The sequence below is a fragment of the Pseudoxanthomonas sp. Root65 genome, assembly GCF_001427635.1.
In the GTDB taxonomy this organism is placed as follows: Bacteria; Pseudomonadota; Gammaproteobacteria; order Xanthomonadales; family Xanthomonadaceae; genus Pseudoxanthomonas_A.
On the sequence record NZ_LMHA01000002.1, the window covers coordinates 288,546 to 314,081 of the forward strand.

At 67.9% G+C, this 25,536-nt stretch carries 22 protein-coding genes and 2 pseudogenes; 9 read left to right on the top strand and 15 right to left on the bottom strand.

Annotated features, from left to right (window positions below; translation table 11 throughout):
• Positions 1-143: 143 nt before the first annotated feature.
• Positions 144-644 (top strand): annotated as a pseudogene (locus ASD77_RS11865) (calcium-binding protein); the annotation flags it as partial.
• 131 nt (positions 645-775) lie between these two features.
• Positions 776-857 (top strand): annotated as a pseudogene (locus tag ASD77_RS18680) (hypothetical protein); the annotation flags it as partial.
• A gap of 45 nt (positions 858-902) precedes the next feature.
• On the opposite strand, the gene ASD77_RS11870 reads toward ASD77_RS18680, so the two are convergent.
• The 4 genes from ASD77_RS11870 to ASD77_RS11885 form a co-directional block, all read right to left on the bottom strand.
• Positions 903-2,117 carry a sigma-70 family RNA polymerase sigma factor gene (locus ASD77_RS11870; RefSeq protein ID WP_055941790.1) on the bottom strand — a complete coding sequence of 405 codons (1,215 nt, stop codon included), beginning with the start codon at positions 2,115-2,117 and terminating at the stop codon, positions 903-905.
• A 94-nt stretch (positions 2,118-2,211) separates the two neighbouring features.
• Positions 2,212-2,712: a DUF2007 domain-containing protein gene (locus ASD77_RS11875; RefSeq protein ID WP_055941793.1), complete on the bottom strand. Its 501-nt coding sequence runs from the start codon at positions 2,710-2,712 to the stop codon at positions 2,212-2,214.
• A gap of 9 nt (positions 2,713-2,721) precedes the next feature.
• A complete protein-coding gene (tesB, locus tag ASD77_RS11880) occupies positions 2,722-3,636 on the bottom strand; it encodes an acyl-CoA thioesterase II (RefSeq protein ID WP_055941796.1) in 915 nt (304 codons plus the stop codon).
• A 183-nt stretch (positions 3,637-3,819) separates the two neighbouring features.
• Positions 3,820-4,413, bottom strand: coding sequence for an N-acetylmuramoyl-L-alanine amidase (locus ASD77_RS11885; protein WP_055941799.1), 594 nt, complete (start codon positions 4,411-4,413; stop codon positions 3,820-3,822).
• A gap of 77 nt (positions 4,414-4,490) precedes the next feature.
• Between ASD77_RS11885 and ASD77_RS11890 the strand changes: the two genes are divergently transcribed.
• From ASD77_RS11890 to rlmKL, 3 genes are all read left to right on the top strand, one after another.
• Positions 4,491-4,982, top strand: coding sequence for an MOSC domain-containing protein (locus ASD77_RS11890; RefSeq protein WP_055941801.1), 492 nt, complete (start codon positions 4,491-4,493; stop codon positions 4,980-4,982).
• On the top strand, positions 4,979-5,506 hold the full coding sequence (locus ASD77_RS11895; protein WP_055941803.1) for a YqiA/YcfP family alpha/beta fold hydrolase: 528 nt from the start codon (positions 4,979-4,981) through the stop codon (positions 5,504-5,506). The genes ASD77_RS11890 and ASD77_RS11895 overlap by 4 nt, the downstream gene beginning before the upstream one ends.
• Positions 5,507-5,660: 154 nt before the next feature.
• Positions 5,661-7,796: a bifunctional 23S rRNA (guanine(2069)-N(7))-methyltransferase RlmK/23S rRNA (guanine(2445)-N(2))-methyltransferase RlmL gene (rlmKL, locus tag ASD77_RS11900; protein WP_055941804.1), complete on the top strand. Its 2,136-nt coding sequence runs from the start codon at positions 5,661-5,663 to the stop codon at positions 7,794-7,796.
• Positions 7,797-7,802: 6 nt separating this feature from the next.
• Here rlmKL and ASD77_RS11905 read toward each other — a convergent pair whose 3' ends face one another.
• From ASD77_RS11905 to ASD77_RS11935, 7 genes are all read right to left on the bottom strand, one after another.
• Entirely contained in the window at positions 7,803-8,648 is an 846-nt protein-coding gene (locus ASD77_RS11905) for a hypothetical protein (protein WP_055941807.1), read from the bottom strand.
• Between the two features lie 43 nt (positions 8,649-8,691).
• Positions 8,692-9,060 (bottom strand): response regulator, encoded by a 369-nt coding sequence (locus ASD77_RS11910; protein ID WP_055941811.1) that lies wholly within the window; start codon positions 9,058-9,060, stop codon positions 8,692-8,694.
• A 166-nt stretch (positions 9,061-9,226) separates the two neighbouring features.
• On the bottom strand, positions 9,227-10,012 hold the full coding sequence (locus ASD77_RS11915) for a hypothetical protein (protein WP_055941812.1): 786 nt from the start codon (positions 10,010-10,012) through the stop codon (positions 9,227-9,229).
• 162 nt (positions 10,013-10,174) lie between these two features.
• A complete protein-coding gene (locus ASD77_RS11920) occupies positions 10,175-11,404 on the bottom strand; it encodes a serine hydrolase domain-containing protein (protein ID WP_055941815.1) in 1,230 nt (409 codons plus the stop codon).
• 32 nt (positions 11,405-11,436) lie between these two features.
• Entirely contained in the window at positions 11,437-12,927 is a 1,491-nt protein-coding gene (locus ASD77_RS11925) for a CoA-acylating methylmalonate-semialdehyde dehydrogenase (protein WP_055941817.1), read from the bottom strand.
• Positions 12,928-13,154: 227 nt separating this feature from the next.
• Positions 13,155-14,270: an alanine dehydrogenase gene (ald, locus tag ASD77_RS11930; protein ID WP_055941822.1), complete on the bottom strand. Its 1,116-nt coding sequence runs from the start codon at positions 14,268-14,270 to the stop codon at positions 13,155-13,157.
• Positions 14,271-14,336: 66 nt separating this feature from the next.
• Positions 14,337-15,713 carry an aspartate aminotransferase family protein gene (locus ASD77_RS11935; protein ID WP_055941825.1) on the bottom strand — a complete coding sequence of 459 codons (1,377 nt, stop codon included), beginning with the start codon at positions 15,711-15,713 and terminating at the stop codon, positions 14,337-14,339.
• 227 nt (positions 15,714-15,940) lie between these two features.
• Between ASD77_RS11935 and ASD77_RS11940 the strand changes: the two genes are divergently transcribed.
• The 3 genes from ASD77_RS11940 (at position 15,941) to ASD77_RS11950 (ending at position 19,645) form a co-directional block, all read left to right on the top strand.
• Positions 15,941-16,489, top strand: coding sequence for a cupin domain-containing protein (locus ASD77_RS11940; protein WP_055941828.1), 549 nt, complete (start codon positions 15,941-15,943; stop codon positions 16,487-16,489).
• A gap of 240 nt (positions 16,490-16,729) precedes the next feature.
• A complete protein-coding gene (locus tag ASD77_RS11945; RefSeq protein ID WP_055941831.1) occupies positions 16,730-18,232 on the top strand; it encodes an aldehyde dehydrogenase in 1,503 nt (500 codons plus the stop codon).
• 135 nt (positions 18,233-18,367) lie between these two features.
• Positions 18,368-19,645: an MFS transporter gene (locus tag ASD77_RS11950; protein WP_055941833.1), complete on the top strand. Its 1,278-nt coding sequence runs from the start codon at positions 18,368-18,370 to the stop codon at positions 19,643-19,645.
• A 71-nt stretch (positions 19,646-19,716) separates the two neighbouring features.
• Here the strand turns inward: ASD77_RS11950 and ASD77_RS11955 are convergent, their stop codons facing one another.
• The 4 genes from ASD77_RS11955 to ASD77_RS11970 all read right to left on the bottom strand — a co-directional run bounded on the left by ASD77_RS11955 (position 19,717) and on the right by ASD77_RS11970 (position 24,564).
• On the bottom strand, positions 19,717-20,178 hold the full coding sequence (locus ASD77_RS11955; protein ID WP_055941836.1) for a bacteriohemerythrin: 462 nt from the start codon (positions 20,176-20,178) through the stop codon (positions 19,717-19,719).
• Positions 20,179-20,382: 204 nt separating this feature from the next.
• Positions 20,383-21,687: a diguanylate cyclase gene (locus ASD77_RS11960; protein ID WP_055941840.1), complete on the bottom strand. Its 1,305-nt coding sequence runs from the start codon at positions 21,685-21,687 to the stop codon at positions 20,383-20,385.
• Positions 21,688-21,773: 86 nt separating this feature from the next.
• Positions 21,774-23,063: an FAD-binding oxidoreductase gene (locus tag ASD77_RS11965; RefSeq protein WP_235578532.1), complete on the bottom strand. Its 1,290-nt coding sequence runs from the start codon at positions 23,061-23,063 to the stop codon at positions 21,774-21,776.
• A gap of 121 nt (positions 23,064-23,184) precedes the next feature.
• Entirely contained in the window at positions 23,185-24,564 is a 1,380-nt protein-coding gene (locus ASD77_RS11970) for a glutamine synthetase family protein (RefSeq protein WP_055943362.1), read from the bottom strand.
• A 209-nt stretch (positions 24,565-24,773) separates the two neighbouring features.
• Here ASD77_RS11970 and ASD77_RS11975 point away from each other — a divergent pair, with 209 nt between their 5' ends.
• Positions 24,774-25,535, top strand: coding sequence for a gamma-glutamyl-gamma-aminobutyrate hydrolase family protein (locus ASD77_RS11975; RefSeq protein WP_055941847.1), 762 nt, complete (start codon positions 24,774-24,776; stop codon positions 25,533-25,535).
• The last annotated feature ends 1 nt before the right edge of the window (position 25,536 follow it).

A 25,536-nucleotide genomic window follows, 5' to 3' on the forward strand; every position in this document is an offset into this window, starting at 1 on the left:
TGGCCAGCATACTGCGGCGTCCCGGTCGCGGGCACTGCGACCGTCCGCTGCCTGAACGCGTCCGTCCGTACGTCAACCGCCGCGGCGGCGACGCGTTTTCCCTGTCAGTGGCGCAGATGGCGCCGCGTCTTCAGGAGAACACGATGAACCGCAAGACCCTGCTTTTCGTGGCCGTGCTGGCCGCCCTCGGCGCCGGATCCGCGTTCGCCGCCACGCAGGCCGGCGACGCAGGCAAGCCGGCGCGCGCCAGCCTGGACAAGAACAACGACGGTGCCATCGACAAGGCCGAGGCGGCCGCGCACCCGCGCCTGGCCGAACGCTTCGCCGAGATGGACAAGAACGGCGACGGCAGGCTGACCGCCGACGAACGTCCGCAACGCAAGGGCATGCGCGGCCATGGCGGACCGCGTCACGGCGATGGTTTCAAGAAGCTGGATACCGATGGCGATGGCAAGGTCAGCCGTGCCGAAGCCGCCGCCCAGCCGCGTTTCGCCGAACGCTTCGACACGATGGATGCGAACAAGGATGGGGTGCTCGACCGCAGCGACCGCGAACTGCGCGGCAAGCAACGTCGTGACGCGTGGTTCGCCAAGGCCGACACCGACAAGGACGGCAAGCTCACGCGCGCCGAGATCGATCAGGCCGATGTGCAGCGCCGCGCCGACTTCCAGCAGCGCATGCAGGCGCGCATGGATGAGCGTTTCGTCACGTCGGACGCCAACAAGGACGGCCGCCTGTCGCGTGATGAGGTGAAGGACCTGGGTCGCCTTGTCCAACGCTTCGATGCGCTCGATGCGAACAAGGATGGCTTTTTGTCGAAGGACGAACTGGCGGCGGGGAAGCCCGCCCGTCGTTGATGGAAATGGGCGCACCCGCTTCGGCGGGTGCGCGTTTGCCCGCCGTCAGAACGGCAGGCGACCGGCCCGGGACAGCGCGAATGCGATCGCGCCCAGAGCCAGCAGGCTGCTGGCCATGACGGCCTTGCGGCCGATCACGTAGTCGTATCCACGCCGCCGCCGGCTATTGGCGGGATTTGCGAGGATCGGGTTCATGATGCGCGGCAGCGTGACCAGATACTGGTAGTTGATCGCGAACATGCCCACCGCGGTGACCAACGTTACCGTCTGCCACCCCGGGGTCAGCACTGTCGCCAGCATCAGGCAGAACAGCCAAGCCGAGCCGGTGGTCGCGTTGAGCGCCATGAAGCGGCGCACCTGCAGGCGTTCCTGGGCGGTCTGGCAGAACCGCGCCAGGTACCACCAGGTGAAGGCGTAACCGGCCAGGCCACCGATCACGCCACCCATGACACCGCCGAGGGCCGCGGGATGTTGGGTGATCTGCTCGAAGATCACGCCCAGCGAGCCGCCGGCCACGCCGCCGGTGACGCCCCCTGTGGTCAGGCCGCCGGTGCCCAGCTTGCCCACCAGTCCGGTGCCGAGTACCCCGGAGCCGATGACCGTCGCCGCACTGGCCGCCGGCATCGCGCCGACCAGTCCGCCCAGCACGATCATGGTGAACGCGGCGGTCGGCGCCGTGGAACGTGCGAACTCGCCGAACCGCTGCAGCATCTCGTCGCGGACCAGGGCGCGGGCGCGCGACAGGCGCTTGCGCACGGCGGCATCGCTGAGGCCGAGCAGCTCGGCGACCTGCTGCGAACTCTGGCCTTCGCGGTAGAACAGCAGCAGCGCCTCGCGGCTGTCCTCCGGCAACGAGGAGATGATCTCGGTGGCGGCGATTTCCTCTTCCGTCTGCAGCAGGCGTTCGGCGGGCGTGGGGTCCGGATCGGCGGCCATGCCGATGGCGATCTCCGCCACCTCGCCCGACATCGGCCGCCCGTGCTGCGCGCGCAGCCAGTCGCGGGCCAGGTTGCGGGTGATCTGCCGTAGCCAGGGCAGGAAGCTGGCGCTGTTCTTCAGCCGGTCGAGCTGCTGCCACGCCTTGAGGAAGGCCTCCTGCGCGATGTCCTCGCTGGCCTGCACGTCGCGGGTGATGGCCAGGGCGATCGCGGTGACGGTGTTCTGGCAGGCGTTGACGATGCGGCCATAGGCTTCCTGGCTGCCGCGCGTGGCGGCGGGCAGTTCGGCCTGCAGCATCAGGTCCAGGGCGATCGCATTCATGGCATCAGGCTCATCCGGTGGGCTGATGACCCTGACGGGCCAAAGCGACGGATGTGACCGGATTCCGCGACACGCCTCCTGCCATGCCCCGGGCTCAGTCGCCGCTGACGGGCTGGATGCGGATGCGGTCTTCTTCTTCGTCCGCCGGCGCGGGCGGGGTGGGAACCGACTGTTCCGGCATGGGCGGCGCCACGGCGGACGGCGGCGTTGCGGGACGCCGCATCCACATCACGACGGCGGCCAGCGCGATCAGCGCCAGCAGGACCAGGCGGATGCGCCAGGCCCATGAGCGCTGCGGCGTCGTGGTGTCCTGCGCACTGCTGAAGGTCAGCGTGGATGCGTAGCCGGGCCGCGTGCTTTCCAGCAGGCCGGCCTCGCGCAGCAGTTCACGTGCGCGCGGCTGGTCGTCCGCATGCCGCACCCAAACGGCAGGCTGCAACTGCGCCTTCACCGGTTCGGTATAGCTGAACTGGCCGCCGCGCTTGCTGTGGTATGAGCGCCCGTTGCTGATGTGCACGGGAATGCCGGCCTCCGTCAGCATCCTGGCGACGCCTTCGACCGTCTCGATCCGCTGGCTGGAAAACACCTGGCGCATGCGTGCTCCTCAGTCCTTGGCCGGGACGGCCGATGCCGCTTCGGCATCGGGCACCACGCGGATCAGGCCTTCCTGCGCGGTGCTGGCGACCAGCCGGCCCTGGCGGTCGAAGATCTGCCCGCGCGCCAGGCCGCGCGAACCGCTCGCGCTGGGGCTGTCGATGGAATACAGCAGCCAGTCGTCGGCGCGGAACGGGCGATGGAACCACAGTGCATGGTCGAGCGAGGCCATCTGCACGTTCGGCTGGTAGTAGCTGATGCCGTGCGGGTACGTGGCCGTGCCCAGCAGCTGGAAATCGGAGGCGTAGGCAAGCAGGGCGCGATGCAGTTCTGGCGAGTCGCCGACCGGTTCGCTCAGGCGGAACCACACCTGCTGGAACGGCGGGCGCTTGGGTGGATTGAGTTCGTCGCGCGGATAGACGTGGCGGAACTCGAACGGTCCGCGCCGCGACATCCAGCGCTGCACCTTCGGCGGCAGCGTGACCATCACCTCGGGCGGCACCGGCGGTGCGGCGGTGATGTCCTCCGGCTGCGGCACTTCCGGCATCGACAGCTGGTGTTCGGCGCCATCCTCCTCCGCCTGGAACGAGGCCGCGCAGAAGAAGATCACGCGGCCGTGCTGGATCGCGGTGACGCGGCGGACGGAAAAGCTGCCGCCGTCGCGCGTGCGGTCCACTTCGTAGACGATCGGCGCCTCGATGTTGCCCGCACGCAGGAAATAGGCGTGCAGCGAATGCGCACGACGGCTGCCGGAGCCGCCTTCCACCGTGGCCTGCGCGGCGGACAGCGCCTGTCCCAGCACCTGTCCACCGAACACGTACTTGGTGCCGATATCGCGGCTCTGGCCGCGGAACAGGTTGTCTTCCAGCCGCTCCAGCGACAGCAGCTCGATCAGTTCGGAGACGACGGGTTCGGGAGCGGGCACGGCAGGGCCTGGTCGATGCAATGGCGACGGATTATAGCGGGCCGTCCGCGAGCACCCCGCGCGATTCGTTTCGACGCGGATACAGGCGGATCAAACCGGGCGGTACCTGCCTTCCATCCGCCTGATCCGCCGTGATCCGTGTCCGATTCCCGGCCCGGATTCGCCGTCATCACCGCGTCGATGTCAGGCGGCGGCGCCATCCGTCCGGGGCAGCAGCCGCTCCAGCGACGTCGTCCGCAGCACCGCGTCCCACGGGAACAGCGGACCGGGATCCATCTTGCGGCGGACCAGTACGTCGGGATCGTCGCTGGCGGGTTCGCAGGCGGTATCGAGGTCTTCGTGGCCGGCGATGAAGCGCAGGGAGGGCAGTTCGTGCTGCAGGTCGGCCAGCAGCGCATCCAGCGATGCCATCTGCGCGTCGGTGTAGGGCTCGTGCATCGACTGGCTGCCGGTCGACAGCCAGTGCGGGTAGCGGCCGGTGTTGACCAGTTCGATCCCGACCGAGCGCGGGTTGTAGCCGCGCACGTGGTGGGCGATGCGCTGCGGTCGCACGTACACATGCACGCTGCCGTCGCGGTCGACGTAGTAATGCCCGCAGTTGCCCGTGCCCGAGGCATGCAGGACGCGCTCGCCATAGTCGCGCGCCGTGGCCAGATCCGGCAGTTCGGTGCAGTGGATGACCACCAGGTCGATCTGGTCCAGCGGCCGCGCCTCCAGCCTGTCCTCGTAGGGCAGCGGATCGACGATGCGGGCGAAAGGCGTGGGTTCTGCGCTCATGCGCCGATGCTAGCAGGCGGGGCGCCCCGCAGCCGCGTCCGGTAAACTGCCCGCCTTCCCCGTGCCGCCGGTCGCCCATGCCGCTGAATCCCGATTCCCCCCTGGCCAAGCTGATGGCCACCCTGCCGCGTGCCGGCCAGGTGGAGTGGATCGGTCTGCGGCCTGCGCGTGACGAGCTGATGGTCGCCATCGACGCCGTCGAGGCCGTCACCGGCGCCGGCCTGGTCGGCGACCGCTACAAGGGCGGCAGCGGCAAGCGCGGCATCACCCTGATCCAGGCCGAACACCTGCCCGTGATCGCCACGCTGGCGCAGCGACCGGATCTGGCGCCGGCGCTGCTGCGCCGGAACGTGGTGGTGTCGGGCATTCCGCTGATCGCGTTGAAGCAGCGCCGCTTCCGCATCGGCACCGCGGTGTTCGAGGGCACGGAAGACTGCGATCCGTGCTCGCGCATGGAGGACGCCCTCGGACCCGGCGGCTACAACGCGATGCGCGGTCATGGCGGCCTGTGCGCGCGCATCGTCGAAGGCGGCAGCTTCCGCCTGGGCGATGCGGTGGAGGCGCTGTGACGCGCGGCCACTGCATCCTGTCGCACGGGTTCGAGAGCGGCCCGGACGCGACCAAGGTCACCGCGCTCGCCGAGGTGGCCGAACGGCTGGGCTGGAGTCATGAGCGCCCCGATTACACCGACCTGGACGCACGCCGCGACATCAGTTCGCTGGGCGACGTGGTCGCGCGGCTGGCGCGTCTGCGCGGTCTGGCGCAGGCCGCGGCCGCGCGCGGTCCCGTGGTGCTGGCGGGCTCCAGCCTGGGCGGCTACATCGCCGGGCGGATTTCGCTGGATGTACCCGTGCACGGCCTGTTCCTGATGGCACCGGCGATCGCGATGGGCCCGCTACCGGCCCTCGATGCCGCCGCCGTGCCCGTGTCCATCATCCATGGCTGGGATGACGAGCTGATCCCGGCGCAGGCGGTCGTCGACTGGGCGCATGCGCGCCGCGCCGATCTGTTGCTGGTCAACGACGGGCATCGCCTGTCCGATCATGTCGACGCTTCGGCGGAGGCGTTCGGACAGTTGCTGGCGCGTCTTTGACGTCGCCTTCCGTCATTCCGGCGCAAGCCGGGCTTTCAACCGCCGAATGGCGGGTCATCCATGTTGACTCTGGTTCTGCTTCCGGGCGCGGAGCCAGAGCGAGATGGGTCCCAGCGTTCGCTGGGACGACGATCCTGTTTACCGAGGTTTTACCGTGAAATTCTTCGTCTCCTGCGCCAAAGGCCTGGAATACCTGCTCGCCGATGAGCTGACGGCGCTCGGGATTCCCAAGGCCACCGCCACTGTCGCCGGCGTCAATGCCGAAGGCGCGCCGGTCGATGCGCAGCGCGCCGTGCTGTGGTCGCGCCTTGCGAGCCGCGTGTTGTGGCCGATCGCCGAGTTCGAGTGCCTCGACGAGCAGGCGCTGTACGACGGCGTGATGGCGATCGCCTGGGAGACGCATACGCGTCCCGAGCTGACGCTGGCGGTGGATGCGCACGTCTCCGGCGAGGCGATCACCCATGCGCGCTTCGCCGCGCAGCGCGTCAAGGATGCCGTGGTCGACCGCCTGCGCCAGCAGGGCCTGGAGCGGCCGTCGGTCGATGTGGAACAGCCGGACGTGCGGATCAACCTGTCGCTGCGCAGGAACCGCGCGACGATCTCCATCGATCTCGGCGGCGGTCCGATGCATCGACGCGGCTGGCGACAGGCGCAGAACGATGCGCCACTGAAGGAGAACCTGGCGGCGGCCGTGCTGATGCGCGGTGGCTGGCCGGCCCTGTACGACGAGGGCGGCGCGCTGCTCGATCCGATGTGCGGCAGCGGTACGCTGCTGATCGAAGGCGCGTTGATGGCGGCGGACGTGGCGCCGGGCCTGCAACGGCACGGCAACGTGCTGCCGTCGCGCTGGTCGGGCTTCGACGTGGAGGCGTGGCGTGGCCTGTTCGCCGAGGCGGTGCAGCGCGAGACGGAAGGACGCAAGGCGCTGCGCCCGGCGTTCTTCGGTAGCGACATCGACCTGGGCGCGATCCGCGCCGCCCGCGACAACGCCGTGCTCGCCGGCCTGGCCGGGCAACTGCAGTTCGACGCGCGCGACGTCGCGCAACTGCCTGTCCAGGAAACACCGCGTGGCCTGGTGGTCTGCAATCCGCCCTACGACGAACGGCTGGCGGCCGACGCCGACCTGTACCGCGCGCTGGGCGATGCCTTGCAGCGGGCCGTGCCGCAGTGGCGCGCCAGCCTGCTGTGCGGCAATGCCGATCTGGGCTATGCGACCGGCCTGCGCGCGGCGAAGAAGTACCAGCTGTTCAACGGTGCGATCGAATGCGCGCTGATCGTCTGCGATCCGGTGGCCACCCCGGCGCGCGAGCCGCGTGAAGCCAAACCGCTGTCGGACGGCGCGCAGATGGTCGCCAATCGCCTGCGCAAGAACCTGAAGAAGTTCAAGCGCTGGCGCGAACAGGAACAGGTGAGCTGTTACCGCGCCTACGACGCCGACCTGCCCGAGTACGCCGCCGCCATCGACGTCTACACCGAAGAGGGCGGACAGGGACGCACGTTCCTGCACGTGCAGGAATACGCGGCGCCGGCCACCATTCCCGAGCACGACGTGCGCCGCCGTTTCAGCGAACTGCTGGCCGCCGTCCGTGAGGTGTTCGCCGTGCCGCAGGAGCAGATTGCGGTGAAATCGCGCGAGCGCGGCAAGGGCGGTTCCAAGTACGGCCGCATGCAGCAGCGCGACGAGTTCATCGTCGTGCGCGAGTCCGGGGCGCTGGTGCGGGTCAACCTGTTCGATTACCTCGATACCGGCCTGTTCCTCGACCACCGTCCGCTGCGCCGCCGCATGGCGCAGGAGTCGCGCGGCAAGCGCTTCCTCAACCTGTTCTGCTACACCGGCGTGGCCAGCGTGCAGGCGGCGGTGGCCGGTGCGGCGTCGACGACCAGCGTGGACCTGTCGGCGACCTACCTGCAGTGGTGCGCGGACAACCTGGCCGAGAACGGCCTGGGCGGCGCCAAGCACCGGCTGGTGCAGGCCGACGCGGTGCGCTGGCTGGAGGCCGAGCAGGGCGAGTACGACCTGGTCTTCTGCGACCCGCCGACGTTCTCCAACTCCGCGCGCGCCGACGATTTCGACGTGCAGAAGGAACAGATCCGCCTGCTGCGTGCCGCCGTGGCGCGACTGGCGCCGGGCGGCGTGCTGTACTTCAGCAACAACTTCCGTCGCTTCAAGCTGGACGAGGACGCCGTGGCCGAATTCGCCCACTGCGAAGAGATCAGCGCCAGCACGATCCCGCCGGATTTCGAACGCAACGCCCGCATCCACCGCGCCTGGCGGCTGACGCGGGCGTAAGCCGCCTCAGCCGACGATCAGCACGAAGTCCCCGCGCTGCGAGGCCATCGACAGCGCCAGCGTGCTCTCGCGTGCGGCCAGGTCGGCGGCGGACAGCGTGGTGCTCGGGGGATGCGCGCGGTAGCTGGCGTCATCGGCCAGGGTGTCGCGCACCACGTAGCCCATCAGCACGTTGACCAGCTCGCCCAGTGCGTCGAGGGCGAGTTCGTCGTCGCACTGGTCGGGCGTGATCGACAGCAGCGAACAGCCGATCGCCTGCATGGTGGCGCGGCTGCAGCCGATGCCGATCAGCAGGGATTCCGTGCCGGCATCGATGCGCACGTGCGCCGTGACGTCGCAGGCGGCGAGCGTGGCGGCATCGGCGATGCCGGATGCCTGGCACTGGCTGCCCAGCAGGCGCGGGAACAGGCGGTTGCTGACGCGGATCGCGCTGGTGGCCACGTCGGCCAGCGCGTGGCCGGCGATGCCGAGCGCGAGTGCGTGGTTGGCCTCGTCCAGGTCGCGGCGATGCGCGGCCAGTTCCGTCTCCAGCTGCTCGGCGGTCAGCGTGCCCTGTTCGACCAGGATCTGACCGAACAGCTTGCGGCCCTTCTTCTGCGCGGTCAGCAACACGTCGAGCTGGCCGGCGTCCAGCAGGCCCATCTCCAGCGCGATGTCGCCGAAGCGGCGATCCTCGGCGCGCTGGCGGTCGTTGATGCGGCGCGCCTGCGCGGCATCCAGCATCTGGTGATGGACGGCCAGTTCGCCGAGCAGGGGGTTGGAGGCGCGCTGCGCGTCGAGCGCGGCCAGCAGTTGTGCGGAGGTGATGGTGCCGCGTTCCAGCAGGAACTGGCCCAGGAATTTCGCTGCCATGATGTGGTCTCGTACTGAAGAGGAAGGAGAACGTGCGCGGTGGTCAGGCGACCGCTTCGTGCAGCACGCGATCCATCACTTCCGGATCGATGGGTTTCTGCAGGTACGACTTCGCACCCAGCTTCAGGCAGTCCTCGATGTCGCTCTGCGCGCCGAGCGAGCTGAGGATGACCACGCGGGCGCCGGGGTCGTGCGAGAGGATCCGGGCGAGCGCCTGCTTGCCATCGCACTCCGGCATCACCAGGTCCAGCAGCACCACATCGGGCTGCAATGCCTGGTACTGGTCGAAGGCTTCGTTGCCGTTGCCGGCTTCACCCACGACTTCGAAACCGCAGTCGGACAATTGGCGTGCGGCAAGCATGCGCAAGGCGCGCGAGTCGTCGCACAGCAGGACGGTAGGACGTGACGTCATGGTGGTGGATCCCCCTGTTGGATCGTGAAGGCCCCGCGTCGGAGATCGACGCGGGGCGACATGTAGGCACTATCGGCCGGTGCAGGGAGATCTTGAGAGGTGGCGCACGCACATCGCGCCGCGGACGGCCCGGGGAGAGGGGCGGCCCGCCCGCGGCGCGTGGCGGTCAGAAGTCGAAGCGGGCGGCGATGGAGACCGGCACCGACACGCGCTTGCCGGTGTCGTTGATCGAGCCCAGGCCCAGGCCGCCGATGGCGCTGTCATCGCCGCTCAGGTCGGCGACGTAGCGCACGCCCGCCTGCGCGGTGATGCTGAAGCTGTCGTTCACCGGGATCAGCACGCCCACGTCCACGCCGGCACTGGCGGCCCACTTCTTCTCGGTGAATGGCGCGTTGGGAATGGTGATGCCGGCATCGGGGATTTCGAACGTGGCGCGGATGTCATCGGTCTGCGTGGCGCCCAACCGGCCTGCAATGAACGGGCGGGTGTAGCCCGGCTCCATGAAGTAGTGGCGGTAGCCGGCTTCGACGGTCAGCGCCTTGTAGTCGCTGAAGGTGCCGTAGACGGGCAACGTGGTGTTCAGTGCGGGCACGAAGGCGCCACCTACCTGCACGGTGCCGGGATCGGTTTCGGTGCGACGGACCTGGCCGAAGATTTCCGCGTTCTGGTTGAGCCCGTAGGCGAACTCCAGGCCATAGCCCACGGCGTTGTCGTAGATGTCTTCATGCGAACGCGGCTGGATGCGCAATTCGGCACTCACGCCGGCGAGTGCCGGATTCAACGGGCCCAGGTCCGGCACCGCAGCGGTGGCACCATCGTGCACGTCGCCGCTGACGGGCGTGTCGGTGCCGCCGAAGACGGACATCGAGAACTTGCCCGGCTGCGGGCCGGCCGCGTAGGCGGGTGCTGCGAGGGCGAACGATACGGCCACTGCAAAGAGCGACTTCTTCATCGGGGGAATCCTCCAGGGGAAAAGGCCGATGCATCGTGCATCGGGCGCCACCCCTTACGCAGATATGCCGACGATGGATGCGGCGACGTCGCAGGACGCAAGCGCCTTCTTCTTCACACGCCGTGCACGCGTGCGGCAACGTCCTGCGATTTCACGTCGCCTTCACTGCCCGGCAGACGCATCGCCGTTGCGTGCGAGCGTTTCCTCGACGGCGGTGAACGCGGAGTTCGCACCGGCTGCCGACGTGCCCGCGTCGGTGGCGAAATACGCAACGCCCGTGCCGCGCTCGCGATCGATCCACAAGCCGGAGCGCAGACCGTAGGCGTCGCCGGAATGGCCCACGTGCGCGCGGCCATCGCCGAACAGGTCGTCACCGCACTGCGCATGCGGTGTCGCCAAGGTCTGCGCGGCGAGGCCGTAGCGGCAGAAGAAGGCCTTGGCCGTGCCGGCGCCGGTGTCTTCTTCGTGCGTCACGCCGTTGTCGCCGGTGAAGGTCCACTGGGGGCGCAGTAGTTCGGCCACGGCCGCCGGTTGCAGCAGCCGGACGCCGTCGACGTCGCCCTGGTTCAACAGCAGGCGCCCGATCTTCGCTAGCCCATTGGCCGAGATCCGCAGGCCGCCTTGCGGCGAGAACAGTGCGCCGTTCTCGCCGGCCTTCCAGCGGGCGAGATCGCAGTCGGCTCCGTCCTTGACGACGACGGCACAGGCGGGTTTTCCCGCCCGGTTTTCGTCGCGCACCGACGCGCGGTCGCGATACAGCACCACGGCACGCATGGCGGTGTCGGCGTCGCAGCTTTCCCAGTTGAAGCAGGCGTCCAACTTCAGCGGCGTTAGCACCAGACGGCGCATCAACAGGTCGAAGCGTTCGCCGGTGGCGCGTTCCATCGCCATCGCCACCAGCGGGAAGTTGAGGTTGGTGTAGCGGAAGTGCGTGCCGGGCGCATGCGCGTCGTCCCAGGCCTTCGGGTCGTCGAGGATCGTCTTGAGCGGTTCGCCCAGCGGCGTGGCGTAGTAGCCGGCGGCATCGGTCAGGCTGGAGCGGTGCGACAGCAGCAGGCGCAGGGTGATCGGTGTGTCGGGGAACTGCGGGTGGCGCAGCGTCCAGCCCAGGTAGGTGGACACGTCGGCATCGAGGTCGAGCGTGCCCGCTTCGACCAACCGCATCACGCCGATGGCGGTCACCAGTTTCGAGATCGAGGCGATGCGCACGGGATCGTCGGCGGTGACCTGGCGACCGGTGGCGAGATCGGCCTTGCCTTCGGCGCGGGTGGCGACGATGCCGCCGCGGTCGAAGGCGACGCGCACCTGCGCGACGGGTTCGCCGGCCGATGCGATCGCCGCGACGGCGAGGCAGGGCAGCAGGACGAGGATGCGGATACGACGGAAGGACATGCGTCTGCGCCTCTCGGGGACCGGCACCGACTTTACTTCATCGTCGGCATCACGAACTCGGCCGCGTGCGTCTCCGGCCAGCGGGCGGTGACGGTCTTCAGGCGGGTGTAGAAGCGCACGCCATCCGGGCCATGCACATGCAGGGGGCCGAAGATCGAGCGTTTCCAGCCGCCGAAGCTGTGGAAGGCCATCGGCACCGGGATCGGCACGTTGATGCCGACCATGCCGGCCTGCACGCGATGGGCGAACTCGCGCGCGGCGCCGCCATCGCGGGTGAACACGGCGGTTCCGTTGCCGTACTCGTGGGTGTTGACCAGATGCAGGGCGGCCTCGAGATCCGGCACCCGCATGACGCACAACACCGGGCCGAAAATCTCCTCGCGGTAGATCGTCATGTCCGGCACGACGCGGTCGAACAGGCAGCCGCCGAGGAAGAAACCATCGGCATGGCCGTCGACCACGTGGCCGCGACCATCGACGACCAGCGTCGCACCCTCGGCCACGCCGGCATCGACATAGCCGCGTACCTTGTCGCGGTGCGCCGCGGTGACCAGCGGGCCCATTTCCGGATCCAGGCAGCCCGGGCCGATCTTCAGTGCGGCGACCTTGGGGGCCAGCGCCGCCACCAGCGCGTCCGCGGTGGCATCGCCTACGCAGACCGCCACCGAGATCGCCATGCAGCGCTCGCCGGCGGAACCGTAGCCGGCACCGAGCAGCGCGGAGACGGCGCCGTCCAGGTCGGCATCGGGCAGCACGACCATGTGGTTCTTTGCCCCGCCCAGCGCCTGCACGCGCTTGCCGTTGGCACTGCCGCGCGCGTAGATGTATTCGGCGATCGGGGTGGAGCCTACGAAACTCAGCGCCTGCACGCGCGGCTCGTCGAGCAGCGCGTCCACCGCCACCTTGTCGCCGTGCACGACATTGAAAACACCATCGGGCAGGCCGGCCTGTTTCAGCAGGTCGGCCATGAACAGTGCCGCCGACGGATCGCGTTCCGACGGCTTCAGCACGAACGTGTTGCCGCAGGCCAGCGCCACCGGGAACATCCACAGCGGCACCATCGCCGGGAAGTTGAACGGCGTGATGCCGGCGACCACGCCGAGCGGGGCGTACTCGCTCCACGAATCGACATCGCGGCCGACGTTCATCGAATGCTCGCCCTTGAGCAGGTGCGGGATGCCGCACGCGAACTCGACGACTTCCAACCCGCGCGTCACTTCGCCACGCGCGTCGGAGAGCACCTTGCCGTGCTCCGACGTAATGATCTTCGCCAGGTCGCCGGCGTGCTTCTCCAGCAGTTCCTTGAAACGGAACATCACGCGCGCGCGGTTCAGCGGCGTGGTCGCCGCCCAGGCGGGGAAGGCGGCGGATGCGGCATCCACCGCTCGCCTGACGTCATCGGCCGACGCCAGCGGCACGCGTGCGGTGACGACGCCGGTGGCGGGGTCGAACACATCGCCGAAGCGGCCACTGCCGCCTTCCACCCGCTGTCCGTTGAAGAAATGGTGCAGCGCTTCTGTCATGGCGGACTACCTTGCTGTATCCCTCGCCCCGCGAGCGGGGAGAGGGTGCCCGAAGGGCGGGTGAGGGGCGACGGAGCCCTTTTCTTCAATCGTGGCGCGGTGTTTCGAGTGTTGCTTTTCCAGTCGCTCGATAGGGTCGTCATCGCCGAGGCGGTGATGGCTCCTGCGTGCCCCTCATCCGCCTTCGGCACCTTCTCCCCACAGTTGCGGGGAGAAGGAACAGCGGGTTACGCCAGCGCGTCGCGCGCCGACACGTAGGCGTAACCCAGGTCGTCGGCCACCGCCTTGTAGGTGATCTTGCCGGCGTGCACGTTCAGGCCATTGAGCAGGTGTTCGTCGTCCAGCATGGCCTGCTTCGCGCCCTTGTTGGCCAGCTGCACGGCGAAGGGCAGGGTGGCGTTGGTCAGCGCGAAGGTGGACGTGCGGGCGACGCCGCCCGGCATGTTGGCCACGCAGTAGTGGATGATGCCGTCCACTTCGTAGGTCGGGTTCTGGTGGGTGGTGGCTTTCGAGGTCTCGAAGCAGCCGCCCTGGTCGATCGCCACGTCCACCAGCACCGAGCCGGGACGCATCAGCTTCAGCTGCTCGCGCGACACCAGCTTGGGGGCGGCGGCGCCGGGGATCAGCACCGCGCCGATCACCAGATCGGTGTCGGGCAGGCGCTCTTCGATGGCGTCGCGGGTCGAGTAGATCGTGGTCAGCTGGTGGCCGTACAGCTCGTCCAGATACTTCAGGCGGTCGAGCGAGCGGTCGAGGATGGTGACGTGCGCGTTCATACCCATCGCCATGCGCGCGGCATTGATGCCCACCACGCCGCCGCCGATCACCAGCACTTCGGCGGGCTTCACGCCGGGTACGCCGCCAAGCAGCACGCCGGAACCGCCCTGCGCCTTCTCCAGCGCGTGCGCGCCGGCCTGGATCGACATGCGGCCGGCCACTTCGGACATCGGCGCCAGCAGCGGCAGGCCGCCCTTGCGGTCGGTGACGGTTTCGTACGCGATGCAGGTGGCACCAGAAGCGACCAGCGCCTTGGTCTGCTCGGGATCGGGCGCGAGGTGCAGGTAGGTGTAGAGCACCTGGCCGGGGCGCAGCATGGCGCACTCGTTCGGCTGCGGCTCCTTGACCTTGATGATCATGTCGGCGCGGGCAAAGATCTCTTCGGCCGTGTCGACGATCTGCGCACCGGCCTTGATGTACTGCTCATCGGTCAGGCCGATGGCCTTGCCGCCGTCGCGCTGGACGATGACCTGGTGGCCATTCGAGACCAGTTCGCGCGCGCCGGACGGGGTAAGCCCGATGCGGTACTCGTGGTTCTTTATTTCCTTGGGGACGCCGATCAGCATGTTGCTCTCCAGTAGCGGGAAGGGGCTTCGCGCGAGGGGGAGCGCTGGTGCCGTTGATCCGTAATTTTACGCGGTCGCGCGTATGGTGTCCGCCAGGACATTCGCGATCCGGTCGATCTGGGACTTCTCCACGATCAGCGGCGGCGACAGGGCGATGACGTCGCCGGTCACCCGGGTCAGCAGGTGGCCTTCATGGAAGGCGCGGCTGAACACGTCATAGGCGCGGGTGCCCGGTGCGCCCGCGCGCGGGGCCAGTTCGATGGCGCCGACCAGGCCGACGTTGCGGATGTCGACCACGTTCGGCAGATCCTTCAGCGAGTGCAGCGCCTCCTGCCAGTAATCGCCCAGACTGAGCGCCTTGTCGAACAGGTTTTCTTCCTCGTAGGTGTCCAATGTGGCGAGCGCGGCGGCGCAAGCCAGCGGATGGCCGGAGTAGGTATAGCCATGGAACATGTCGATGACGTGGTCCGGCCCGCGCATGAAGGCGTCGAACATGCGGTCCGACACGAAGGTGGCACCCATCGGCACGCAGCCGTTGGTGATGCCCTTGGCGGCGGTGATCATGTCCGGCGTGACGCCGAAGCGCTGCGCGCCGAAGGCGTGGCCGACGCGGCCGAAGCCGGTGATCACTTCGTCGAAGATCAGCAGGATGCCGTGCCTGTCGCAGATCTCGCGCAGGCGCTGCAGGTAGCCCTGCGGCGGGATGACCACGCCGGCAGACCCGGAGATCGGCTCGACGATGACGGCGGCGATGGTCGAGGCGTCGTACAGCGCGATCTGGCGCTCCAGGTCTTCGGCCAGTTCGATGCCATGCGGCGGCAGGCCCTTCGAGAACGCATTGCGCGACACGTCCAGCGTGTGGCGGATATGCGACACCGCCGACAGTCCCGGGCCGAACCACTTGCGGTTGTTCGGCAGGCCGCCCACCGACATGCCGCCGAAGCCGACGCCGTGATAACCCTTCTCGCGGCCGATGAAGCGCGTGCGCTGGCCTTCGCCACGCACGCGGTGGTAGGCCAGGGCGATCTTCAACGCACTGTCCACCGCTTCCGAGCCGGAGTTGCTGAAGAACACCTTGTTGAGGTCGCCCGGCGCCAGCGCGGCCAGGCGCTCGGCCAGCTTGAACGGCAGCGGCGAGCTCATCGAGAAGTTGGGCGCGAAGTCGAGCGTGCCGATCTGCTGCCTGATGGCTTCGACGATGCGCGGCCGGGAGTGGCCGGCATTGCAGCACCACAGGCCGGCCGTGGCATCCAGCACTTCGTTGCCGTCGACATCGCGGTAGTACATGCCGGACGCGCTGGCGAGCAGGCGCGGCTTGGCCTTGAACTGCTTGTTGGCCGTGAACGGCATCCAGAAGTGGTCCAGCGAGGCCGGTGCCTCGAGGTTCTGGCGGGCGTAATGATCGGCCAGGGCGCGGGAAGAGGAAGTGTCGTCGGCGCTCATCGCGGGTCCGGGGCGGGGTGGATGGGCGCAGCTTAGCGCGTTGAAAAAACTTTACAACTGACGAGGGTCACGGTCGGCCGCGCAGGCGGGGCTGCCGCGTCGGTCTTCATGGCTGCAGGGCGCCGCAGCAGAAGCGTCCGCCCCATAAGCAGCCAGAGGGCTTCCCAAGATGAGGGGCGCGAGGTGTAAAGTATCCCGTGACATCAGGGTTTCACCAAAGGGTGGTGATGGACATCGGCGCACGCCTGCAACTGGTCCGCAAATCCAAGAGCCTCAGCCAGCGCGAGCTGGCCAAGCGCGTGGGCGTCACCAACAGCACCATCTCGCTGATCGAGCAGAACAAGGTCAGCCCGTCGGTCAGCTCGCTGAAGAAGGTGCTGGACGGGATTCCGATCTCGCTCGCCGACTTCTTCACCCTCGATCTGGAGAAGGGCCTGCCCGACAGCCCGTTCTACGTGGCCGACGAGTTGCCGGACGTGGGCAGCAACGGCATCCACTATTTCCTCGTGGGCCAGCACCGTCCGCAACGGCAGATGTGCATCCTGCGCGAAGTGATGCCGCCCGGCAGCGATACCGGCGACAGCATGCTGGCGCACGATGGCGAAGAGGGCGGCGTGGTGATCGCCGGCGAAGTGGAGGTCACCGTCGGCGAGCAGGTGCGCGTGCTGAAGGCAGGCGAGGCCTACTACTTCGAAAGCCGCGTGCCGCATCGGTTCCGGAATGTCGGTGAGGTGGATGCGGTGATCGTCAGCGCGAATACGCCGGCGACGTTTTGAACGATTCGAGCCCCTCTCCCATCGGGAGAGGGGTTGGGGGTGCCCCACCGCTTATACGGTCCTATGATGAACGAGCCGCGGCGAGCCATGAAGTCGATCCATCGGCTGTTTGCCCCATCCACTCGCTGTGGCTCGCTATGCAGCACAGGTGCCGGATAGATGGCAGTGGCACCCCTCATCCGGCGCTTCGCGCCACCTTCTCCCGGCGGGAGAAGGGTGCAAACCCACTATGGAGTTCCCATGAACAATCCCCGCACGCAACACGACTGGCAGGCCATGGCCGCCGCGCTGTCGATCCGCACGCAGGCCTTCATCGACGGCCGGTATGTGGATGCGGCGTCCGGCAAGACCTTCGACTGCATCAGTCCCATCGATGGCCGCTTGCTGGGCCAGGTGGCCGATGGGCAGGAAGAGGACATCAACCGTGCCGTTGCCGCCGCGCGCCGCAGTTTCGAGGCGGGCGCGTGGTCGAACGCGCGCCCGACGCACCGCAAGAAGGTATTGCTGAAGCTCACCCGGTTGATCGAAGAGCATGCCGACGAACTGGCGCTGCTGGAATCGCTGGATATGGGCAAGCCGGTCAGCGACGCCCGCACTGTGGATCTCGCCGCGACCATCCGCTGCATGGGCTGGACCGCCGAGGCCCTGGACAAGGTGTATGGCGAAGTCGCGGCGACCGGGCAGGACGAGCTGGGCCTGGTGACGCGCGAGCCCTTGGGCGTAATCGGCGCCATCGTGCCGTGGAATTTCCCGCTGCTGATGGCCACGTGGAAGCTGGCGCCGGCGCTGGCGATGGGCAATTCCATCGTGCTGAAGCCGTCGGAGAAATCGCCGCTCACCGCGATCCGCCTGGCCGAACTCGCCATCGAGGCCGGCATCCCGGCCGGCGTGCTCAACGTGGTGCCGGGCTTCGGCAAGACCGCCGGCGAGCCGCTCGCGCTGCACATGGACGTGGACGGCCTGGTGTTCACCGGTTCCACTGCGGTCGGCAAGCGCCTGCTGCAGTGCGCGGGCCTGTCGAACATGAAGCGCGCGTACATGGAATGCGGCGGCAAGAGCCCCAACATCGTGTTCGCCGACGCGCACGACCTGGACGTGGCCGCGAAGGCGGCGGCGGGCGGCATCTTCTACAACCAGGGTGAGGTCTGTACCGCGGCGTCGCGTCTGCTGGTGGAGCGCTCCATCAAGGATGAATTCGTCGCCCGCGTGGTCGAGGCCGGCAAGGCCATGCGTCCGCGCCATCCGTTGGACCCCGGCGCGCCGATGGGCGCGATGGTGGACGAAGGGCAGACCCGACGCGTGCTCGACTACATCGAGAAAGGCAAGGCCGAAGGCGCGCGCCTGGCACTGGGCGGCCGGCGTGCCGACGTGGAAGCCGGCGGCTGCTATCTGGAGCCGACCGTGTTCGACGACGTGGCGCACGAGCACACGATCAGCCGCGAGGAGATCTTCGGCCCGGTGCTGTCGGTGATCGCGTTCGACAGCGAGGAAGACGCCCTGCGCATGGCCAACGACAGCGAGTACGGCCTGGCGGCCGGCGTGTGGACGCGCGACATCAGCCGGGCGCATCGCGTCGCCCGCAAACTGCGCGCGGGCAGCGTGTGGGTGAACTACTGGGACGGCGGCGACATGACCGCGCCGTTCGGCGGCTACAAGCAGTCCGGCAACGGCCGCGACAAATCGCTGCACGCCTTCGACAAGTACACCGAGATCAAGGCGACCTGGATCAATCTGGGGAGCTGATCGTGTTTCCTGTGGGAGCGACGTCAGTCGCGATGCCGATGTCCGCCAGGCCGGACGCAGTTCGCGACTGACGTCGCTCCCACAGCCCCTCGTCCGTTCTGCCAGAATCGCCCCGACCCACCGATCGGCTCCTCCATGACCGCCAGCGCCGCCGCTTCCACGTCCACCAACTCGCCCGGCCGCGTGCTGTTTGCCAGCCTGATCGGCACCACCATCGAGTTCTTCGATTTCTACATCTACGCGACGGCGGCGGTGCTCGTGTTCCCGCACCTGTTCTTCCCGCAGGGCGATCCCACCACCGCGATGCTGCAGTCGTTCGCCACCTTCGCGCTGGCGTTCATCGCGCGGCCGGTGGGCTCGGCGCTGTTCGGCCACTTCGGCGACCGCGTCGGGCGCAAGGCGACGCTGGTGGCGGCGCTGCTGACGATGGGCATCTCCACCGTGCTGATCGGCCTGCTGCCGACCTATGCGCAGGTGGGCATCGTGGCGCCGTTGCTGCTGGCGCTGTGCCGCCTGGGGCAGGGCATCGGTCTGGGCGGCGAGTGGGGCGGCGCGGTGCTGCTGGCCACGGAGAATGCGCCGCCAGGCAAGCGGGCGTGGTATGGCATGTTTCCGCAACTGGGCGCGCCGCTGGGTTTCCTGTGCTCGACCGGCATCTTCCTGCTGTTGACCGAAGTGATGGACGATGCGCAGTTCCTGGCCTGGGGCTGGCGCATTCCGTTCGTCGCCAGCGCCGTGCTGGTGTTCGTCGGGCTGTGGATGCGGCTGAGCATTGCCGAGACGCCCGATTTCCAGCAGGCGCTGGACCGCGACGAACGCGTCAAGGTGCCGATGCTGACCACCGTGCGCGAGCACCCGGTCGCGCTGGTGACCGGCACGTTCGCGCTGGTCGCTACGTTCGTGCTGTTCTACCTGATGACGGTGTTCGCGCTGAGCTGGGGCACCTCGAAGCTGGGCTACTCGCGCGAGCATTTCCTGATGCTGCAGATGATCGGCGTGCTGTTCTTCGCGCTCACCATCCCGGTGTCTGCGCTGTACGCGGATCGCTTCGGGCGGCGCAATGCGATGATCGTGGCCACGTTGCTGATCATCGGCTTCGGCTTCGTGTTCGCCCCGCTGCTGGAATCCGGCAGCGACCTGGGCGTGCTGGCATTCCTGGCGCTGGGCCTGGGGGCGATGGGGCTGACCTATGGCCCCTGCGGCACGATCCTGGCGGAGATGTTCCCCACCGCCGTGCGCTACACCGGCGCGTCGCTGGCGTTCAACCTGGCCGGCATCCTGGGCGCATCGCCGGCGCCGTACATCGCCACGCGACTGGGTGAACGGTACGGGCTTGCCTCGGTCGGGTGGTACCTCGCCGCGATGGCGGGCCTGACCTTGGTGGCGCTGCTGGTCATGCCGCGCCGCCGGTAAGGTGTCCGCACACGCCGTAGCGTGCGCCACGCGCACGACCGCAGGATTTTTCCCCGTGCGCACAGCGCACGCTACGCGAACAGGCGCTTCACGGTGCGGCTCAGCCAGCCGCCCTGCTGGTGGTCCCGTACGAACTGGTTGAGGTGCCGCTTCACCGAGTCTGCGTACGCCTTGTCGTCGTTGCGGATGTGGTTGAACAGCCAGCGCGACAGCATGCCGCGCAGTTCGTCCACGATGTCCTCGCCAGCCTCGAAGCGCAGGCGGTATTCGGAAACCCGCTTGGTGAACACGTCGTGCACGCGCTTGTGCGCCGCGCTGAACGGATAGCCGGCTTCCTCCATCAGCTCTTCCTCGAAGGCGAAGTGGGACAGCGTGTAGTCGACCAGTTCATCGATCACCTCGCCGACGGCGAAGCGCTCCATCGATTTCTGGGTAACGTGCAGATGGTTGATCATCTCCACGATACGGCGGTGCTGGCCATCGATGATGTCGATGCCGGTGTCCATGTCGTCCTGCCAGATCAGCAGTGTCATGTGCGGATTCCCCTGCCGGCGGATGCCGGAATGCAGGGGAAATCTAGGTGCGCGCCCGCGTCGCGGCATTGATCGGGATCAATGCTGCGACATGGGGTCACAGGGAGCGAAATTGATGTTTGGTGTGGGAGCGACGTAAGTCGCGAGCTCTTACCTCAACGACGGCAAAGCTCGCGACTTACGTCGCTCCCACAGGAGAGTGTCTCAGCCGCTGGAGACCACCCGGTTCCGCCCACCCGCCTTGGCCAGGTACAGCCGCCGATCGGCTTCGCTGAGCAGGTGATTGAGTGTCTGGCCGGGGAAGCGGGTGCGGAACACGCCGATGCTGACCGTCATACGCAGGGTGTGGCCGCCGATGTCCACGGCAAGCGCTTCGATCGCGGCACGCAAGGACTCGAAGTAATCCACCGCCTCGCTTTCGCCCAGATAAGGCACCAGCGCACAGAACTCCTCGCCACCGAAGCGGGCGACCAGGTCCTGCGTGCCGGCATGGCGTGCGATGGCCTGGGCGACAGCCTTCAGCGCGACGTCGCCCGCCTCGTGACCATGGGTGTCGTTGATGTGCTTGAAGTGGTCGATATCGATGATCGCGGCGGTGACCGCCTGCTGTCGGCCCAGCGTATTGGGCAGCAGCGCGTGGCATTCGGCCAGGAAATGGCGGCGATTCGGCAGGCCGGTCAGGAAATCGCGCGTGGCCAGGTCCTGCAGCGTGCCGATCAGTTCCAGCTGGTCGATGTTCTGCGAGACGCGGCAGAAGAATTCCTCGCGCGAGAACGGCTTGTGCAGGAAGTCGTTGGCGCCGCTCTTCAGGAAGCGTGGCACCAGGCTGCCGTCGCTGGTGCCGGAGATGCCGATGATCGCCAGATGGTCGCGCGCGTGGCGCGCACGCAGGCGCCGGGTGAATTCGTGGCCCTTCATGCCGGGCATTTCCTGGTCGACGATGGCCAGACGGATGTCGGGGTTGGCGTCCAGCATCGCCAGGCCGGCTTCGCCATCGGCGGCTTCGACCACGCGGAAGCCGTACATCGACAGCAGCGCCGCTGCGTGCTGGCGCGCCGAACGCGAGTCGTCGACGATCAGCGCCGCGATGCGGCGGTTGCGCTCCAGCCGCTGCACCAGCCAGACCAGGTAGTCGATGCTGCCCGGCGTGTTCTTCAGCACGTAGTCCACCACCTGCCGGCGCAGCACCTGCTCGCGCAGGGTGTCGTCGTACACGCCGCTGACCACCACGGTGGGCAACTGGCGCGACAGGAAGAATTCGACCACCTCGTCGTGGCTGCCGTCGGCCAGCACCAGGCTGGTGACCACCATGAACCAGTCGGGATGCTTGTCCAGCGTGGTCCGCGCCTCGCCCAGCGTGGCGGCGTACACCACCGGCAGGCTGAGCTTCTGCTCGATGGCCTCGCCGATCAGGCGCGCATGCGTGCGCGAGTTCTCCACCACCAGAATGCGCTGGGGCAGGGGCGACTGGCTGGCGATGGCGGGTACGGCGCGTTGCGGACTGGACATGCTCGGGAGGGCCGAGGAAGGTTTCCTGTCACCTTCATCGGCGCCTGCGGGCGGAACTTGAGAGCCGCGTCACGGAACGCCGCCGCCTACCAGAGCGCGTCCCGCAGCTTGTACCAGGCCATGGCCGCGACCAGGAGCGGCGTGCGCAGGGCGCGACCGCCGGGGAAGGGGTGGTGGTCGATCTTGGCGAACAGGTCCAGCCGCTCCGACTGGCCGCGGATCGCCTGGGCGAGCACGGTGCCCGCCAGCCCGGCGGCGATCAGCCCGTGTCCCGAGAAGCCCTGGGCGAAGTAGACGTTGGGCGACAGCCGGCCCCAATGCGGCGCCCGGTTGAGCGAGATGTCGATCATCCCGCCCCACAGATATTCGATGCCGACATCGCCCAGTTGCGGGAACACCCGGTGCATGCGCCGCGTCATCACGCCGCGCAGGTTGGGCGGCGTCATCGTCGAATAGCTGGCGCGTCCCCCGAACAGCAGCCGGTGGTCGCGGCCCAGGCGGAAATAGTCCAGCGCCCAATTGGTGTCGGCCACCGCCATGTCGTTACGGATCAGGTCGCGCGCGCGCGCTTCGCCCAGCGGCGGGGTGGCGGCGATGTACGTGCCGACCGGCATCATCCGCGATTCCAGTTCCGGCGCGATCCCGCGCAGCAGCGCGTTGCCGGCCAGGATCACCGTGTCGCATCCCACCTCGCCCTGCGCGGTTCTCAGTACCGGGCGCGCACCCCGCACCAGCTGGATGACCGGCGAACCCTCGAAGATGCGTGCGCCTGCCTCCAAGGCGGCGCGGCCCAGTCCCAGCGCATACGCGAGCGGATGCAGGTGGCCGCTGACCGGGTCGTACATCGCGCCCAGGTAGCGGTCGCTCGCAAGTGCCGCGCGCAGGCGCTCGCGGTTCCACCACTGCACGGGATGGCCATAACGGGTGTTGAAGTCCTCGACCGCGTGTTCGACCTCGCGCTGCTGTCGCGGCTTGATCGGCACGGTGGCATGGCCGTCGCGCCAGTCGCAGTCGATCCCGTGCCGGTCGATGCGCCCGCGCAGCCAGCGCAGGCCGTCCAGCGACAGGTCGAACATCTTCTTCGCGTCGTCGAAGCCGACCAGCGCTTCCAGCTTCGCTTCGCCGCAGCTGAAACCGGCGATCGCCTGCCCACCGTTGCGTCCCGACGCGCCCCAGCCGATGCGCTCGGCTTCCAGCACGACCACCTTGTAGCCGGCTTCGGCCAGTTCCAGCGCCGCCGACAGCCCGGTGTAGCCGGCGCCGAGGATGCAGACATCGGCCTCGATGCGGCCTTGCAGCACGGGTTGTGCGGGCAGCGGCGTGGCGCTGGCGGCGTACCAGCTGTCGGGGTAGGCGGGCGTGGCGACGGTGCTCAAGATGTCTCCCTGCCGTCATCCCCGCGCAGGCGGGGATCCCGTGTCTTTGGACTTGCGAAGCAGAAGTCGCTGGGTTCCTGCCTGCGCGGGAATGACGATTTCAGGGAAGACATGCTCCCCCTCACACCGACCGCAGATACCACGCGTATTCCAGATCCGTCACCTCGGTATAGAAGCTGTGCATTTCCTTGAGCTTCTGCTGGCCGTAGATGTGCTGGAACGCCTCGCCGAACTGTTCGCGGATGAACTCGCTGTCCATGAACGACGCGATGGCCTCGCGCCAGAACGGGGTGCGGATCTCGGTCTGGTCGTAGGCGTTGCCGGTGATCGGCGGGCCGGGGTCGAAGCCCTGTTCCATGCCATGCAGCATGCCGGCGAGCACGGCGGCGGTGACCAGATAGATGTTGGCGTCGGCACCGGCGATGCGGTGTTCGATGCGCGTGTTGGCTTCGTCGCTGTGCGGGATGCGCATGGCGACGGTGCGATTGTTGTAGCCCCACACATCGTTGAGCGGTACGAACGCATTGAGCACGAAGCGCCGGTAGCTGTTGGCGTGTGGCGCGAACAGCAGCAGGCAATCCTGGTCGCTGCGCTGCAGTCCGCCGATGGCGTGCTTCAGCGTATCGGCCGGCGCCGTTTGCAGCGAAGCGAAGATGTTGCGGCCCTCGGCATCCAGCACGCTGGCATGGATATGCATGCCGCTGCCGGCCTGCTCGGCGAAGGGCTTGGCCATGAAGCTGGCCATCAGCCCCTGCTGCTGCGCCGCGGCCTTGATCGCGCGCTTCAGGTAAATGGCGTCGTCGCAGGCCAGCAGCGCGTCGTCGCGGTGCTTGAGGTTGATCTCGAACTGGCCCGGCGCGTACTCCGCCACCGCGGTGTCCGCAGGAATGCGCTGCGCCTGGCAGATCGCGGCCACCGCATCGGTGAAGCCGCGGTAGTCGTTGAGGTCTTCCATGTAGTAGACCTGCGTACTGGTGTTCCGCTGCCCGGTCGCCGGATTGATCGAGGTGCGCGGGCGCCCGGCGTCGTCCATGCGCTGGTCGAACAGGTAGAACTCCAGCTCCACCGCGACCACCGGTTTCAGGCCGCGCGCGGCGTAACGCGCCAGCACGCGCTTGAGCACTTCGCGCGGATTGGCGTCGAACATCCCGCCCTTCGCATCCTCCATGCTCAGCAGCAGCTGCGCGGCGGGGCGGGGCGACCAAGGCACCGGCCGCAGCGATCCCGGCACGGGACGGCAGATGCGGTCCTCGTCGCCGATGTCGTAACCCAGCCCGGTCTCTTCCACCGTGTTGCCGGTGATGTCGGTGGCGATCAGCGACATGGGCAGGCAGACGCCGTCGCGGTAGACCTTCTCCAGTGCGTCGCGGGTGATGCGCTTGCCGCGCAGCAACCCGTTCATGTCCGGCAGCAGCAGGTCGACCTGCTCGCAATCGGGGAGGGCGGCCAGCGTGGCGGCGTCGTCGGCAGGCAGGGAAGGCGCGGCGGAATCGGGGCGCATGAGGGTCATCCAGGAGGCTGCGGCGCAGCTTAGCAGAGCGGTCGATGCGTCAAGAATACTCAACGCAGGGATTTGCGTAACCCACGGAAATGCCCGGAATTGGTGCCGCAACGCACCATATGAGCGCCAAAAATGTCATTCGAGCGCGTCGTGTTGTAAAAATAAAACAGCCGGGTTAACTTGCCTGCAAGCCATTCCGGGCTTCCTGCATGACCCCGCTGCCGCGGGTCGGTCTGCCGACCGACCACAAGCAAATCGGTGCACATCCCTTTCTCGCGGTGGGCGAGAAGTACGTGCGTGCGGTGGTCGACGGCGCCGGCTGCCTGCCGCTGCTGGTGCCCACGCTGGATCCCGTGCTGCCGCTGACCCAGGTGCTCGAAGGCCTCGACGGCCTGCTGCTGACCGGGGCGGCCAGCAACATCGAACCGCACCACTACAGCGACGAATCCAGCTACGAGGGCAATCTGCTGGATCCCCGCCGCGATTCCACCAACCTGCCGCTGATTCCGCTCGCCATCGGGATGGGCGTACCGGTGCTGGCGATCTGCCGTGGCTTCCAGGAGGTCAACGTCGCCTTCGGTGGCAGCCTGTACCAGAAGGTGCACGAGCAGCCAGGCTTCATGGACCACCGCGAGAACAAGGACGATCCGCTGGACGTACAGTACGGGCCGGCGCACGACATCGCGCTGGTGCCTGGCGGTCTGCTCGCCACGCTGGCCGGTGACACCCGCGCCACCGTTAATTCGCTGCATGGTCAGGGCGTGCGCAGGCTGGGCGACGGACTGGTGGTCGAAGCGCAGGCGCCGGACGGGCTGATCGAGGCGTTCCGCCACGACGGGCCGGCCTTCATGCTGGCCGTGCAATGGCATCCGGAATGGAAGGTGGCGGACAACCCGTTCTACCTGTCCATCTTCCGCACCTTCGGCGATGCCTGCCGGGCGCGTGCGCAACACCGCGGAGTGGCGGCATGAA

What these genes read in the sequence shown, in the direction of transcription:
- ASD77_RS11915 (WP_055941812.1), bottom strand. Translation starts at nt 10,012, where the DNA reads ATGAAGAAGTCGCTCTTTGCAGTGGCCGTATCGTTCGCCCTCGCAGCA.
- ASD77_RS11935 (WP_055941825.1), bottom strand. Translation starts at nt 15,713, where the DNA reads ATGAGCGCCGACGACACTTCCTCTTCCCGCGCCCTGGCCGATCATTAC.
- ASD77_RS11920 (WP_055941815.1), bottom strand. Translation starts at nt 11,404, where the DNA reads ATGTCCTTCCGTCGTATCCGCATCCTCGTCCTGCTGCCCTGCCTCGCC.
- ASD77_RS11945 (WP_055941831.1), top strand. Translation starts at nt 16,730, where the DNA reads ATGAACAATCCCCGCACGCAACACGACTGGCAGGCCATGGCCGCCGCG.
- ASD77_RS11960 (WP_055941840.1), bottom strand. Translation starts at nt 21,687, where the DNA reads ATGTCCAGTCCGCAACGCGCCGTACCCGCCATCGCCAGCCAGTCGCCC.
- ASD77_RS11910 (WP_055941811.1), bottom strand. Translation starts at nt 9,060, where the DNA reads ATGACGTCACGTCCTACCGTCCTGCTGTGCGACGACTCGCGCGCCTTG.
- ASD77_RS11975 (WP_055941847.1), top strand. Translation starts at nt 24,774, where the DNA reads ATGACCCCGCTGCCGCGGGTCGGTCTGCCGACCGACCACAAGCAAATC.
- ASD77_RS11870 (WP_055941790.1), bottom strand. Translation starts at nt 2,117, where the DNA reads ATGAATGCGATCGCCCTGGACCTGATGCTGCAGGCCGAACTGCCCGCC.
- ASD77_RS11890 (WP_055941801.1), top strand. Translation starts at nt 4,491, where the DNA reads ATGCCGCTGAATCCCGATTCCCCCCTGGCCAAGCTGATGGCCACCCTG.
- ASD77_RS11925 (WP_055941817.1), bottom strand. Translation starts at nt 12,927, where the DNA reads ATGACAGAAGCGCTGCACCATTTCTTCAACGGACAGCGGGTGGAAGGC.
- ASD77_RS11955 (WP_055941836.1), bottom strand. Translation starts at nt 20,178, where the DNA reads ATGACACTGCTGATCTGGCAGGACGACATGGACACCGGCATCGACATC.
- ASD77_RS11970 (WP_055943362.1), bottom strand. Translation starts at nt 24,564, where the DNA reads ATGCGCCCCGATTCCGCCGCGCCTTCCCTGCCTGCCGACGACGCCGCC.
- ASD77_RS11885 (WP_055941799.1), bottom strand. Translation starts at nt 4,413, where the DNA reads ATGAGCGCAGAACCCACGCCTTTCGCCCGCATCGTCGATCCGCTGCCC.
- ASD77_RS11875 (WP_055941793.1), bottom strand. Translation starts at nt 2,712, where the DNA reads ATGCGCCAGGTGTTTTCCAGCCAGCGGATCGAGACGGTCGAAGGCGTC.
- ASD77_RS11940 (WP_055941828.1), top strand. Translation starts at nt 15,941, where the DNA reads ATGGACATCGGCGCACGCCTGCAACTGGTCCGCAAATCCAAGAGCCTC.
- ald (WP_055941822.1), bottom strand. Translation starts at nt 14,270, where the DNA reads ATGCTGATCGGCGTCCCCAAGGAAATAAAGAACCACGAGTACCGCATC.
- ASD77_RS11905 (WP_055941807.1), bottom strand. Translation starts at nt 8,648, where the DNA reads ATGGCAGCGAAATTCCTGGGCCAGTTCCTGCTGGAACGCGGCACCATC.
- ASD77_RS11950 (WP_055941833.1), top strand. Translation starts at nt 18,368, where the DNA reads ATGACCGCCAGCGCCGCCGCTTCCACGTCCACCAACTCGCCCGGCCGC.